The organism is Porticoccus sp. Uisw_050_02 (assembly GCF_047729555.1).
Taxonomy (GTDB): Bacteria; Pseudomonadota; Gammaproteobacteria; order Pseudomonadales; family Porticoccaceae; genus Porticoccus.
In genome coordinates this window covers 466,520-479,165 of sequence record NZ_CP159825.1, presented here as the reverse complement: position 1 = coordinate 479,165, position 12,646 = coordinate 466,520, and the positions used below count along the sequence as shown (strand labels likewise).

Genomic DNA, 12,646 nt, shown 5'->3' with positions numbered 1-12,646 from the left:
TTATAGCAGGTCGCCTGCCTGAAAAATAAGTAGTCTCTCTGTTCACTGACAAGATATGCGAATTAATGGTGGATGTATTTTTCTCGAACTACGATAAGGATTAATATCTAAACCACCTCGACGAGAGTATCTAGCATAAACTTCCAATTCTACAGGTCGACAACGGGCATATATCTCCGAATATATACGCTCAACGCATTGCTCATGAAAATCTTGATGGTGGCGGTAAGAAATAATGTATTTGAGGGCGCCCACAGCATTAATCGGGTGTCCTGTATATCTAATCATAATACTAGCCCAATCAGGCTGATTGGTGACGGGGCAGTTGGTCTTCAGCAGATGACTATAGAGTGTTTCTGTGATTATCCCACCACTTTCTTCTGCGGATAATAACGAAGGATCTGGCTTATAAGAATCAACGACAACATCTAGATCATCCAGTAATATACCTGAGAATGAAGGGAGTCCGCGAATATGGAAATCACCCAGGCTATACATATGGACATCTACCCGGCCCTCTACGCAGCTTTCGATATCTTTTTTCATTAGCGCTGAAATACCATTACTAGACTCACACTTCATTTGGTTCAAGGAGTTCAGGTATAACTTTAAAGACTTGGATTCCACTATATTCTTTGTTTTACATGATACAGTGATCTCAGCGATAGCAAACTTAGGCTTACCCTTTAAATCCAACCAAGAAATCTCGTAGGCTGTCCAAATATCCACCCCATGAAAGGGGTAATTATCATCAATTTTGATTGCTTGTCGCCCATTTTTTCTGAGGATAGGACACAATAAACCTGAATCATAATCTGACGGATATGGAGTATTAGCGCCTAAAATAAAATTATTATCAGTGGCCATAAGCACCTATTTTTTATGTCAATTTACGTTCTAAGACGTTTTCCTTGATTAAGCAGATATGAAGCATAGCAAAATAAAACAACACAAAGAGCAGCCACCATAAAAAATGCCCAGCCTACACTAATGTCAGATACCCCCAAAAGGCCATATCTGAACGCATTAACCATATAAAGAATAGGGTTTATCATTGAAATATCCTGCCAAAATTTAGGCAACATCTCCATGGAATAAAAAACCCCGCCTAAGTATGTAAGTGGCGTCAAAATAAAAACTGGAATGATGGATATATCATCAAAACTATTTGCATAAATAGCGTTAATGAAGCCGGTTAGCGAAAATAGTACTGATGTAAGAAAAACAATAGTAACAGTAATAGTAATATTATGGACCTGAAGGTCAGTAAAGAATAGAGACAAGCATGTCACGATAGATCCTACAGCCAACCCCCTAATCACGCCCCCAATTACATATCCAGACAAAAGAACATAACTTGGGACAGGGGAAACTAACACCTCTTCAATAGACTTCTGAAATTTGGCACCAAAAAAGGATGAGACAACATTACCGTATGAGTTAGTGATAACAGACATCATGATTAATCCAGGAACGACAAATTCAATATAAGAAAACCCTGCCATACGCCCAATACGAGGGCCTATCAAAGTGCCAAAGATTACAAAATACAAAGCAATAGTGATTGCCGGGGGTAATAATGTCTGCGGCCAGATACGAGTAAATCTTCTAATCTCTTTTACCAAAATGGTAACAAAAGCTATCCACTGCTCTCTAACATTCATCCTGATACCTCTTCAGTTTTCTCTTCATGAGGCTGGACAAGCGAAATAAATAATTCTTCTAATCTATTAGTCTTGTTTTTCATGCTCAGAATCTGAATATCTTGAGCGGTCAGGTTCGCAAATAGCGCATTCAGGGACTGATGCTTTTCAATCTCGACTTCAAAGCTATTGGAATTAATCAGATGCCCTTTATAGCCGTCCATTCTCGGTAATTCAATTAATTTTTCATGTGTATCAAAAATAAAGAACTCCGTGTTGAGCTGTCGTAACAACTCACGCATTGAAGTATTCTGAATAATTTTTCCACGATCAATAATTGCGACATTTCGACACAAACTTTCAGCTTCTTCCAGATAATGAGTAGTTAGGATTATTGTTGTCCCGCCCTCGTTGATTTTCCTAAGAAACTCCCACATAGATCGTCTTAACTCTATATCGACACCAGCTGTAGGCTCATCCAGAATAAGTAATTTTGGCTCATGGATAAGAGCTCTTGCTATCATAAGTCGCCTTTTCATTCCTCCTGAAAGCATTCGCGGGGTCTGGTCACGTTTGTCCCACAAACCTAAAAGTTTTAGGTATTTTTCTGCTCTTTTTTCAGACAATTTTCCTGGAAGGCCAAAATATCCACCCTGAGTCCTGACGATATCAAAAATCTTTTCAAACTGATTAAAATTAAACTCTTGCGGAACAACCCCAATATTTTTTTTAACTAATGAGAAATCATCGTCTATATTTGCCTCAAATACGCTAACCTTGCCAGAAGTTTTTTTAACTAAAGAGCAAATAATACCTAAAATTGTTGACTTTCCAGCTCCATTTGGCCCCAAAAGTGCAAAAAAATCCCCTTGCTGAACCTCAATATCAACGCCTCTTAATGCCTGGAATCCATTACCGTACTCCTTGTGCAGACTTGTAATACATAAAGCTAACTTATTCATAGTTTAATATTCTATTTTTAACTGTGACTTGAGGTTTAATCATAAATGGTTGTCTGCATAAAAAATTTAACGGTCTAAGAGCGCACCTTAAGTATTTAATTAAAAAGATCAGCCTAGTATGCGCAAAAAAAGAATAGACATTATTTTCTGTATGGTGTGGAAAAATAACAACTATAAAATATGAGCCAAAAAAAAATGTAATACCTAATTTGATATTACACTTCTTAATTGGAGCGGGAAACCGGGTTCGAACCGGCGACCTCAACCTTGGCAAGGTTGCGCTCTACCAACTGAGCTATTCCCGCGTTTTCTTTGTCATAAAAAACAAAGTAACGAAAAATGGCGTCCCGTAGGGGAGTCGAACCCCTGTTACCGCCGTGAAAGGGCGGTGTCCTAGGCCTCTAGACGAACGGGACCAAAATTTTCCCATAAAGACAATATGTCTTCTTTAAAAAAAGGGAGGCGCGCATTCTATGAAGCAGGCTCTATGCTGTCAAGCCCACTCTTTAACTTAATCAACTTAATCTAAGTTGAAAAAAAATATGCAAACTTAAACGCAATCTACGTTTTATGTTTTGACTAAATTAAGGGAAAGAGAATTTATGCAATATCGCAAACCTGTTGGTTTTGGTCCATCTGTAAACACGTGGCCCAGATGAGCCCCGCAGTTAGCGCATAGTGCTTCCGTACGAACCATTCCATGACTATGGTCTGAGTTTTCATTAACCGCATGCTTATCAATTACATCAAAAAAACTAGGCCATCCAGAACCAGAATCATACTTTTTTTCTGAATGAAACAAAGGCTTACTACAACAACAACATGCATAAATTCCTGCAGCTTTTTCATCGTTGAGTTGCCCAGAAAAAGCTCGCTCTGTTCCTTTTTCCCAGCAAATATTAAATTCCTCAGAAGTCAGTTTTTTTCGCCAAATTTCTTTACTAGTATTTTTGTCATTCATAACATCTATCTCCTACTTTTCTTAGCTATAGAATCAATTTGATATACAATAGATGAATTATCATCACACGACAGCTTTCAATAAGATTTATATGCAACATATTAAGAAATCAAGCAAACTAAACAATGTCTGTTACGATATTCGCGGTCCAATTCATGATCATGCCAATCGTCTAGAAGAAGATGGCCATCGTATTCTCAAATTAAATATCGGCAACCCTAGCGCTTTCGGTTTTGAAGCGCCGGATGAAATTATACAGGATGTCATTCACAATTTAGCAAAAGCTCAGGGTTACTGTCACTCAAAAGGCATATACAGTGCTAGAAAGGCTGTAATGCAACGCTGTCAAATCATGGGAATTTCTAATGTCGAAATTGACGATGTTTTTTTAGGGAACGGTGTCAGCGAGCTGATAGTGATGGCAATGCAGGCCTTGTTGAATAACGATGATGAGATTCTTATTCCTGCCCCAGACTACCCTTTATGGACAGCAGCTGTAACTCTGGCTGGAGGAAAGGCTGTTCATTACCTGTGCGATGAAACAGAAGATTGGCAACCAAATATTGACGACATAGCCAGTAAAATTACAGCAAAAACTCGAGGTATCGTTGTAATAAACCCAAATAACCCAACGGGAGCAGTCTATAGTGAGTCCGTTTTACGACAAATAATTTCACTGGCTCGGAAACACCAACTAATAATCTACGCCGATGAAATTTATGACCGTATTTTATTTGATGAAGCAAAACATATTCCGCTTGCTAGTTTAGCGAATGATGTATTATGTATTACGTTAAACGGCTTATCTAAAACCTATAGGTTGGCAGGCTTTCGTTCTGGCTGGTTAGTGGTAAGCGGAGCTAAAGATATCGCTCAAAGCTACATAGAAGGCCTTGAAATGCTTTCTTCTGTTAGGCTGTGCGCCAATGTACCCGCAATGTATGCCATACAAACTGCCTTAGGTGGATATCAAAGCATTAATGATCTGACTTGTCCTGGTGGAAGATTGCTACTTCAGCGAGACAAGGCATGGTCGTTACTCAATGAAATACCAGGTGTAAGCTGCGTAAAACCAAAAGCTGCCATGTACTTATTTCCGCGTCTCGACCCCAAAATATACCCAATAGTCGATGATGAGAAATTTGTCTTGGATTTACTATTAGAGCAAAAAATTCTTTTGGTTCAAGGTACAGCGTTTAACTGGCCGAATTCTGATCATTTCCGTATTGTCTTTTTACCCAGAGAGGACGATATAGTTGAAGCTATTGACAGGCTATCCAAGTTTCTTCTAGATTATCGCATCAAACATGGCACTAATTGAAAACTGATTCGACATAAAAATTAATTAAACAAAACTGCTAAGCTGACTTGAATCCGAGTATTGATAAACTTTTAGCTAGAAGCTCATCACTATTTTTTGCCAAACAGTAGTGCTGGAACTCAAATCTTTGCGGGAAATTTTTCCTCAAACGATCAAACTCCTGTGGATGGCAGGCCTCTTTTTTGAGCAAAGACTCTCTCATAAGATGATCTATTTTTTTTACATCAAAAGTTTCTAGCACGGCCTCCGCAAGAGAACTAGATGTCAATTCAAAAATTTCATCCCTAACAATTGGAATTGGAGTGTCAAACCCATAACTAGAACAAAAAGCATCAAAAATCATTTGAGTGCCCTTAATTTTTCCATCATAACTATAACCTGCTATATGCGGAGAGCATATATCAACTAGCTTCAGCAGCCCCAATGAAATATCGGGCTCACCTTCCCATACGTCAAGCACCAACTGCCAAGACTTCTCCGAAAAACAGCGCAGTGCTGACTGGTTATCCAAAACAGCACCCCTGCTAGTGTTAATCAATAAAACGTTTGGCGCAAGATTACGCAAAACTTGTTCATTGAATAAATGATAGGTGGGGTAAAAGCCTGAGTCCGTCAAAGGTACATGGAGAGACAAAATATCTGATTCTAAGACTGCCTCGAAAGTAACTAGATGAGGATTACTTGCTGCCGCAAGAAAAGGATCATAGCAGCGGCATTCTACTCCTAGGGCACGCAAGATTTTATATAGTTTTCCCCCAATAGCTCCACACCCAATGATCCCGATAGTTTGCTCCATCCAGTTAGAGCGAAGAGTGCTCAAAACTGAAAGAACATACTGCACTACTGCGTTGGCATTACATCCAGGAGCATTGGCAAATTTAACGCCTTTGTGTTGAAGATAACTTTGATCTATATGGTCAGCACCGATGGTTGACGATCCGACAAACCTTACCTTGCTGCCCCCTAAAAGGCTTTCGTTTACTTGTGTTACTGATCTGACCAGCAACACATCAGCTTGCTGCACATCATCAGCCGTAATGTCACGTCCAGGAAGCATTGTTATCTCACCATAAGGAGAAAATAACTCTTGGACTAAAGGCATATTATCGTCAGCTATAATCTTCATTGAGCGCCATCCTTTCTTGCAAATCTTATTATAACGACTTAATTTCAAGAAAACTGATAGAGGGAAGAACTAAATGGTTGTGTTTTAAAAAAGTGCGACAAAGCCTTTGCGAATAAGAGTCCTCGTTCTGGCATAGGTTCCCGACACCAAATATGGGTCTGCTCAAGAACTGATTGTAAAAAATAATGACTAGTATCAATTTCGCCCAATAGATTATCGGTGCTGACAGTGAATGAGTGTGACGCAGCAACAGAAAAAATCCACTCTAGCGCCTGAGGTCGAACCTCAACTTTCTCAAATATTTTTTGCTGAATCTCTGATCTTCCATCTGGGTGATACCAATATCCATAATCTATTAAATTTCGTCTTTTTTCACCAGCAAGACACCAATGAGCAATTTCATGCAAAGCACTAGAAATGTAGTCCTGACAAAAAATAAGTCTATTGTGCTTACAGCTATAACTTGCCGGCAGATAAAGCGGTTCGTCTGCCCCGCCCTCCAGATGAGTATTCAAGGAATCAGAAAATAAGTCATTAAAAATAGCAGTTAATTCCTCTACTTTTAATTTTTTTGGAATTTTTATAACCCGAGGAGCACTTATATCAGATATCAATGTACGGTCACCTTTTCTGCTAAAAAATAGCATCATACTATCCAATGGAAAGGCAATAAATATAGAATTTGCACGTTGGGATGAGGCTTTCTAAAAAAATTACACTATATGTTGTACTTTTATCTTATCAGTAGTACCTTATATTGTGTATTGGGTATATAATCAGTACACCATAATAACTGTTATGGAAAAATAATTTTTTTGTTGCCATTGCCTTATTATTAGACAATATTGGGGAAGTATTATGACCACCTCAACATCCAACAGCAATCATAACAAAGATAATGTTATTGATATCTTTACTCAAAAACCTTACTCCTCATCTTGCAATCACCGCATTATACGCCTTGCACCAGAACTTGATGGTCTTGAAATGATTTATTCGAATGAGACGAGCCCCGAAAAATTATTTAGTGTCAAGATTCTCTGTTGGGCCCTGAGGGCTGATGGTGAAGTTGTTGGCTTAACTCCTTGGCTGGACGAGATAGTATCCTGCCCTCTGATAAGCGACCCTGTTAACGGTTATTGGGAAGGCTATTTTAATCCAGATAGCGATGAGGTTTTTCATGAGGCTCCTATCCACAAAATTATAGAGCTAGAGACTGCTGCTGAATACTATGAAAGAGATCTTCAAACTGATGAAGATATAGTGCAGGAAATACCTGACGTAATCGGCACACATGCTGTTCTCTCAAGCGATGGTTTTAAAAATTTAACGCTAAAAGAAGTGGTGAGCTGGAGACTATTAAGCAGTGGCGCCATAGAATGCATGCTCATAGATGATGCAAAAGTTGTCAATACGCCAGTTTTGCCTGGTGACGACTGCCTTTATCCTTGCAAAACAGAAGAAGCATTTCGATACTTCTTCCAGCATCATATTGCAAATAAGATTAAGGCGCGCGATCCTGAAGCCCTTGAGGCTATTTCAATGCTTGTTGATTCTTAATTAGTCAAAATTAACAGGACTCTATCCATTCTAATTTACAATTTTTGGGTAATTTCTATAAAATCATTTTTGCTCAGAAGGTTGCAGCTTTCCGTCTCTTGATCGAATGTTAGGATTACGTCACCTTGTGATATTTTTATTCTTGCATGTTCAATCTTTTCCTTTAAGCTAACCTCTCTGTCCCCATAATCAGTTCCATCCCTGTTAATAAATTCCTCTATAACAGATGTAAGTAAATCTGCTGGAAGTTTATGCGATGGTATCTCAATCATTTTCTGCTGCCCCCTTATACCAATACATGAAACTACACTTATGCTAATACAGCCTAGTATCAATATCGCTCATTCTAATTGTATGCACTATAATACATGCATATCGATATAGGTCTTACAATGAATCACTATCTCACACTCACTATAATTTCTGATGATCGCCCTGGTGTTGTCGAAAAAGTCGCAACAATAGTTGCATCTCATGGTGGAAACTGGCTCGAAAGCAACATGTCTAGATTGGCTGGGAAGTTTGCTGGGATACTTCTAGTAAATGTCGGAACAAGGCAGCAACCAAAGCTACTACAGGAGCTTGGGGCACTTAGCACAGAAGGCATTAAGATTATAGCGGAACCAACTACCGAGAGTGATCAAGAACTAGGTGAGCATTTATTATTAACCTTGGTAGGTAACGATAGGCCTGGAATTATCGGCGAACTCTCATCAATACTGACTCGACTTGATGTCAATGTAGAAGAGCTCTGTACAAATTGCGAGGATGCACCTATGAGTTCAGAAACTTTATTCAAAGCCTCTGCAGTCATTAGCTTTTTAAATTCGAACATCCAAAGAGAAGAGCTTCGATATGAGCTAGAATTATTATCTGATGATTTGATAGTGGAATTAGAAGTATTGAGTGATTAGCCTAGTCTTAAAGACTGCTAATGGCTACGTTAACCTAGCAAATTTTTCAAAATTGACCCCACCCCGTAAGCCATAGCAGCAGCAATACCGCCAACAGCAACTGTTTCCATACCAGAAAGTAACCAATAGTGTGATACAAATCTTCCTTTTAGTGCGCCCACCCAGAAAAATGCAATACCTGTCATAAAGGCAGCCCAGCCAAAGGCGTCATCAACAAGGCCAGGGGACATCCAGTTAGTGACATAGGTTATTAGCGGAATAAAGCCAACCAAACAAAAAGCACTGAAGGTTGCAAGGCCAGACTTTATAGGATCATGGGCCTGTAAAGACATCCCGTGCTCATCCTGAAGCATAGCATTTACCCAGGCTTCTTTGTCAGAAGTTATCACTTTAACTGTATCTTCCAACAGCTGCCCCTCAAACCCTTTTCTAGCAAAAATTTGCCTGACTTCTTCTTTCTCCCCTTCAGGGTGCCTATCTATTTCATCATATTCTATCTGACGAATTTTGGCTCGATGCTGATTTTCTGCGCGAACCCCTAGAAAATTACTGGCAGCCATACTAAACCCGTCTGCTAGCAAGTTAGCCAAACCCAGTATAATAATAACTTCTGCTGACATCCCGGCACCGGCGACACCAGCAACAATAGCAAATGTTGTAACAGCGCCATCCACTGACCCATATATGAACTCCTTAACGTAAAAAGAATCAGGGCCTTCATCAAGTCTTTGTGCAATCAGGTCTGGTCTATGGTGATCCTTGTAATGATCCATACCGCCTTCCTTGCTATATTTATCCACAAATACCTCTGGTGCTTAATAAATAATGCTACTAGCTCATGATTCCGTATAATATAGCAATAAAATTAGCGGCATGGCTATTTTCCACTCAAGCCGCACAATACCTTAGAAAAGCAACATGTGTACCGCACTAATAACCACATAACTCCGAAAATCATGCTAAACATAGTTTTATTTGAACCTGAAATTCCGCCAAATACTGGTAACATTATCAGACTCTCAGCCAATACAGGCTTTGCGCTTCATTTAATTGAGCCTCTGGGTTTTGAGCTAGACGATAAACGTCTCAGGCGCGCAGGCCTAGACTATGCCGAATGGCAAGAAGCCAAAATACATTCCAGCTGGTTTGAGTTTATAAAGAATCAGGCTCCTGAGCGAATATTTGCGATCAGCACAAAAGGTTCGACTTGCTATACCAGTGTAAAATTCAAAGCTGGGGATACTTTGGTATTTGGTCCAGAGACAAGAGGCCTAACACAAGAATTTCGCGAAGATCTGCCGTTAGAGCACATACTGCGTGTCCCTATGCAGCCAAAAAGTCGAAGTCTTAACTTATCTAATACTGTCGCATTGGTTGTTTACGAAGCATGGCGACAGTTAGATTTTCAAGGTGCTATCTAGTAAAAATTGCCCAAAGGGGAAAGAACCATGACGAGTCCGCTGAAGATTAGCCCCGCCATCAACAATAATCATATGACTATTGGTTTGTTTTACGGTACTTCGACCTGCTATACAGAAATGGTTGCTGAAAAAATAGCAGCTAACCTGAACAGATCAGATAACAATAAAACTACAGTAGACCTTTATAACATTACCGAGGAGCCTATTTCGTCTATGGAATTGTATGACTACCTAATCATAGGAATACCCACCTGGGATTATGGTGAGCTTCAGGAGGATTGGGAGAAGGTGTGGGATGAAATTGATACTCTAAATCTAAGTGATAAGACTATCGCGCTATTTGGCCTAGGTGATCAAATAGGCTACCCAGAATGGTTCCTTGATGCTATGGGTTATTTGTGGGCAAAAGTCTGTGCTCAAGGTGCCATAACTGTAGGTTATTGGCCTGTATCAGAATTTAAATTTAATCAATCCAAGGCTATGACTGCAGACCAGCAATATTTTGTCGGTCTGGCAATAGATGATGAGAATCAGTTCGAACTAACAGATAAGCGTATTTCCAGCTGGTGTGCACAAGTTTACAAGGAATTCCAACTAAAAACTAACCTCCATCAATCTATTAAAATTTAATCTTGCCTGAGCAAGCGATCATGCATCCCAAAAAAATTACTGCACTCGAAGCAGAACTTACCTGGAGCAACAGCATAAGTGCTACCTCTTTGTTATTTGATAGCCTATATTTTGATGGCTATGCTGGTATCAAGAAAATCCGACATACCTTTTTAGAGCAGAGCCCTCTCATAGCCCAATGGAAATCACACAATAAAGATTTATTCTCTATCGGTGAAACAGGATTTGGGGCTGGATTAAATTTTCTAATAACGGCAAAAGCATGGCTGGAATATTGTGATACGCAAAAAAATAAAAAAATCCTTCATTTTGTCTCTGTGGAAAAATTTCCTTTATCAAAAGAAGACTTAAAGCGAATTTTATCCTTAGTACCGGAACTTTTTGAGTTAGGGCAAGAACTACTTGACGTCTACCCACCTCCAATTTCTGGAATCCATAAACTATACCTGGCAAAGAAGCGCATAGTCTTAACTCTCATGTATGGTGACGGATACGATATGTTTTCATCAATCAAAAATAGCGACCACCCATTTTTTGAACGGCAAAATAATCCTGTTTTCGATACATGGTTTTTAGATGGATTCTCTCCCACTAAAAATAAACACATGTGGTCAATTAAGCTCCTCAAGGTAATCGCTGATCTGAGCCGACTGGGTACTACTATTATTGCTTCTACCTCCGAAGAGATTATAAGGCAGAGGCTAGAAAAAGTTGGTTTTTCTATCGGAATCACACCGAAGCTTAGTTGTATAAATAATACACTGGTGGGTATATTTAAAAGTCCCATCTTGCTACATATATCCAAAGAAAGCTGGGTTCCTTCTCGGTTTCATTCACCACATAAAGCTCCTTGGTATCTAACACCGGAGGCAAAAAAACCAAAAACAGCTATCGTTATAGGTGGAGGGATTGCAGGCTGCTCTACGGCTCGATCATTAGCAGAGCGAGGAATTTCTGTAATCTTGATAGAGCGTCATGAAAAAATAGGGCAAGAGGCCTCTGGGAACCCACAAGGGATTCTCTACCCTAAGCTTTCTTCAAGTATTTCACAGATTTCTCGTTTTGGAGTCACAGCCTTACTTGCCGCTAGCAGATATTACAATAATCTCCTCGATAGCGACGTAAGTCACTATTTAGGAGATAGATGCGGGGTATTGATTTTACCAAAATCGACCCATGATAAGAAAAATTTTAAGAAAATAGCCTCTCTATTTCCTAGTAGTTTTGTTCAGCTACTTAAAGATAGGGTGCTTGATCGGCAAGCTGGGCTGCCTTTAGTGAACAGACTCGGGTTATTTTTCCCTAAGCTTGGATGGATATGCCCTCCAAAAGCATGCGAGTCCCTCATAAAACACCGGCTGATTACAGTCCACAAAGCAGAAGTTAAGGACATTAATCTAAGAAGTGAGCCAGAAAAAGATTGTCAGTCTTGGAACGCATTGGATCACGAAAACAGAGTCATAGCATCTGCTCCAGTCATGATTATTGCTTGCGCATTCAACAGTAGTAAGTTTAACCAGACAGCTCATCTCCCTATAAATAAGGTTCGAGGGCAAACTACAATGACACCCCCAACGACAAGAAGCTCATCACTTAAAACTATTCTCTGTGGCAAAGGTTATATGCTTCCAGTGCTGGATGGAACGCATACCCTGGGAGCAACTTACAATTTAAATGAAAATGAAACAGATACTCGCATAGAAGACCATAAAGCCAACATTAATCAACTAGAAATGATAGATCCGGCATTAGTGCAAAATTTTGAAGAAATCGATGTAACTACACTTAATGGCAGAGCTTCATTTCGATGCACTACGCCTGATTTTTTGCCTATTGCGGGACCGGCACCTAGGCTCAATGACTATGTCATAAATTACAAATTGATGAGGGAGGCAGGGCGTGCGCATATACCTATCCCAGGATCCTGCTGGGAAGGATTGTACCTAAACATCGGTCATGGATCACGAGGGCTAAGCTACGCTCCAATATGTGCCGATCTTGTTGCCAGTCAAATATGCGGAGAGGTTCCGCCCTTAGAGCTAGATTTACGGCAAGCAATACATCCAGGTCGCTTTATTATTCGAGATATAAAAAAAGGTAAGCTATAG

14 protein-coding genes and 2 tRNA genes are annotated in these 12,646 nt (G+C 39.7%); 6 read left to right on the top strand and 10 right to left on the bottom strand.

All coding sequences use genetic code 11. The features are described 5' to 3' along the window. Positions 1–42 precede the first annotated feature (42 nt). The 6 genes from queF to msrB form a co-directional block, all read right to left on the bottom strand. A complete protein-coding gene (queF, locus tag ABXT41_RS02285) occupies positions 43–867 on the bottom strand; it encodes an NADPH-dependent 7-cyano-7-deazaguanine reductase QueF (protein ID WP_415391217.1) in 825 nt (274 codons plus the stop codon). Positions 868–890: 23 nt separating this feature from the next. Continuing rightward, on the bottom strand, positions 891–1,664 hold the full coding sequence (locus ABXT41_RS02280) for an ABC transporter permease (protein ID WP_415391216.1): 774 nt from the start codon (positions 1,662–1,664) through the stop codon (positions 891–893). Then, the gene (locus tag ABXT41_RS02275) at positions 1,661–2,605 is read right to left on the bottom strand and encodes an ABC transporter ATP-binding protein (RefSeq protein ID WP_415391215.1); all 945 of its coding nucleotides are present in this window, start codon (positions 2,603–2,605) and stop codon (positions 1,661–1,663) included. Before ABXT41_RS02275 ends, ABXT41_RS02280 begins: the two co-directional genes overlap by 4 nt. A 229-nt stretch (positions 2,606–2,834) precedes the next feature. After that, positions 2,835–2,910: transfer RNA gene (locus ABXT41_RS02270), tRNA-Gly, on the bottom strand. A 35-nt stretch (positions 2,911–2,945) separates the two neighbouring features. Further along, positions 2,946–3,021: transfer RNA gene (locus tag ABXT41_RS02265), tRNA-Glu, on the bottom strand. A gap of 152 nt (positions 3,022–3,173) precedes the next feature. Beyond that, the gene (gene msrB, locus ABXT41_RS02260; RefSeq protein WP_415391214.1) at positions 3,174–3,566 is read right to left on the bottom strand and encodes a peptide-methionine (R)-S-oxide reductase MsrB; all 393 of its coding nucleotides are present in this window, start codon (positions 3,564–3,566) and stop codon (positions 3,174–3,176) included. A gap of 91 nt (positions 3,567–3,657) precedes the next feature. Between msrB and ABXT41_RS02255 the strand changes: the two genes are divergently transcribed. Further along, positions 3,658–4,887, top strand: a complete 1,230-nt coding sequence (locus tag ABXT41_RS02255; protein ID WP_415391213.1) for a pyridoxal phosphate-dependent aminotransferase — start codon at positions 3,658–3,660, stop codon at positions 4,885–4,887. Positions 4,888–4,924: 37 nt separating this feature from the next. Here the strand turns inward: ABXT41_RS02255 and ABXT41_RS02250 are convergent, their stop codons facing one another. Together ABXT41_RS02250 and ABXT41_RS02245 are read right to left on the bottom strand one after the other, a co-directional pair. Next, entirely contained in the window at positions 4,925–6,013 is a 1,089-nt protein-coding gene (locus ABXT41_RS02250; protein WP_415391212.1) for a 4-phosphoerythronate dehydrogenase, read from the bottom strand. A gap of 44 nt (positions 6,014–6,057) precedes the next feature. Next, the gene (locus ABXT41_RS02245) at positions 6,058–6,627 is read right to left on the bottom strand and encodes an elongation factor P hydroxylase (RefSeq protein WP_415391211.1); all 570 of its coding nucleotides are present in this window, start codon (positions 6,625–6,627) and stop codon (positions 6,058–6,060) included. A 244-nt stretch (positions 6,628–6,871) separates the two neighbouring features. Here ABXT41_RS02245 and ABXT41_RS02240 point away from each other — a divergent pair, with 244 nt between their 5' ends. Next, positions 6,872–7,573 (top strand): hypothetical protein, encoded by a 702-nt coding sequence (locus ABXT41_RS02240; RefSeq protein ID WP_415391210.1) that lies wholly within the window; start codon positions 6,872–6,874, stop codon positions 7,571–7,573. A gap of 35 nt (positions 7,574–7,608) precedes the next feature. Here the strand turns inward: ABXT41_RS02240 and ABXT41_RS02235 are convergent, their stop codons facing one another. After that, complete coding sequence (locus tag ABXT41_RS02235) at positions 7,609–7,845, bottom strand: YheU family protein (protein WP_415391209.1); 237 nt, start codon at positions 7,843–7,845, stop codon at positions 7,609–7,611. A 120-nt stretch (positions 7,846–7,965) separates the two neighbouring features. Between ABXT41_RS02235 and ABXT41_RS02230 the strand changes: the two genes are divergently transcribed. Further along, complete coding sequence (locus ABXT41_RS02230) at positions 7,966–8,487, top strand: glycine cleavage system protein R (RefSeq protein ID WP_415391208.1); 522 nt, start codon at positions 7,966–7,968, stop codon at positions 8,485–8,487. 29 nt (positions 8,488–8,516) lie between these two features. On the opposite strand, the gene ABXT41_RS02225 is transcribed toward ABXT41_RS02230, so the two are convergent. After that, complete coding sequence (locus tag ABXT41_RS02225; RefSeq protein WP_415391207.1) at positions 8,517–9,287, bottom strand: VIT1/CCC1 transporter family protein; 771 nt, start codon at positions 9,285–9,287, stop codon at positions 8,517–8,519. A 156-nt stretch (positions 9,288–9,443) separates the two neighbouring features. On the opposite strand from ABXT41_RS02225, the gene trmL reads away from it, so the two are divergent. From trmL to mnmC, 3 genes are read left to right on the top strand one after another with little or no spacing between them, the layout of a single operon-like run. Beyond that, positions 9,444–9,908 (top strand): tRNA (uridine(34)/cytosine(34)/5-carboxymethylaminomethyluridine(34)-2'-O)-methyltransferase TrmL, encoded by a 465-nt coding sequence (gene trmL / locus ABXT41_RS02220; protein WP_415391206.1) that lies wholly within the window; start codon positions 9,444–9,446, stop codon positions 9,906–9,908. A gap of 27 nt (positions 9,909–9,935) precedes the next feature. Then, positions 9,936–10,538, top strand: coding sequence for a flavodoxin FldB (gene fldB / locus ABXT41_RS02215; RefSeq protein WP_415391205.1), 603 nt, complete (start codon positions 9,936–9,938; stop codon positions 10,536–10,538). Between the two features lie 20 nt (positions 10,539–10,558). Further along, complete coding sequence (gene mnmC, locus ABXT41_RS02210) at positions 10,559–12,646, top strand: bifunctional tRNA (5-methylaminomethyl-2-thiouridine)(34)-methyltransferase MnmD/FAD-dependent 5-carboxymethylaminomethyl-2-thiouridine(34) oxidoreductase MnmC (RefSeq protein WP_415391204.1); 2,088 nt, start codon at positions 10,559–10,561, stop codon at positions 12,644–12,646.

What these genes read in the sequence shown, in the direction of transcription:
- fldB (WP_415391205.1), top strand. Translation starts at nt 9,936, where the DNA reads ATGACGAGTCCGCTGAAGATTAGCCCCGCCATCAACAATAATCATATG.
- ABXT41_RS02230 (WP_415391208.1), top strand. Translation starts at nt 7,966, where the DNA reads ATGAATCACTATCTCACACTCACTATAATTTCTGATGATCGCCCTGGT.
- ABXT41_RS02235 (WP_415391209.1), bottom strand. Translation starts at nt 7,845, where the DNA reads ATGATTGAGATACCATCGCATAAACTTCCAGCAGATTTACTTACATCT.
- ABXT41_RS02275 (WP_415391215.1), bottom strand. Translation starts at nt 2,605, where the DNA reads ATGAATAAGTTAGCTTTATGTATTACAAGTCTGCACAAGGAGTACGGT.
- msrB (WP_415391214.1), bottom strand. Translation starts at nt 3,566, where the DNA reads ATGAATGACAAAAATACTAGTAAAGAAATTTGGCGAAAAAAACTGACT.
- ABXT41_RS02280 (WP_415391216.1), bottom strand. Translation starts at nt 1,664, where the DNA reads ATGAATGTTAGAGAGCAGTGGATAGCTTTTGTTACCATTTTGGTAAAA.
- ABXT41_RS02240 (WP_415391210.1), top strand. Translation starts at nt 6,872, where the DNA reads ATGACCACCTCAACATCCAACAGCAATCATAACAAAGATAATGTTATT.
- ABXT41_RS02255 (WP_415391213.1), top strand. Translation starts at nt 3,658, where the DNA reads ATGCAACATATTAAGAAATCAAGCAAACTAAACAATGTCTGTTACGAT.
- ABXT41_RS02250 (WP_415391212.1), bottom strand. Translation starts at nt 6,013, where the DNA reads ATGAAGATTATAGCTGACGATAATATGCCTTTAGTCCAAGAGTTATTT.
- trmL (WP_415391206.1), top strand. Translation starts at nt 9,444, where the DNA reads ATGCTAAACATAGTTTTATTTGAACCTGAAATTCCGCCAAATACTGGT.
- mnmC (WP_415391204.1), top strand. Translation starts at nt 10,559, where the DNA reads ATGCATCCCAAAAAAATTACTGCACTCGAAGCAGAACTTACCTGGAGC.
- queF (WP_415391217.1), bottom strand. Translation starts at nt 867, where the DNA reads ATGGCCACTGATAATAATTTTATTTTAGGCGCTAATACTCCATATCCG.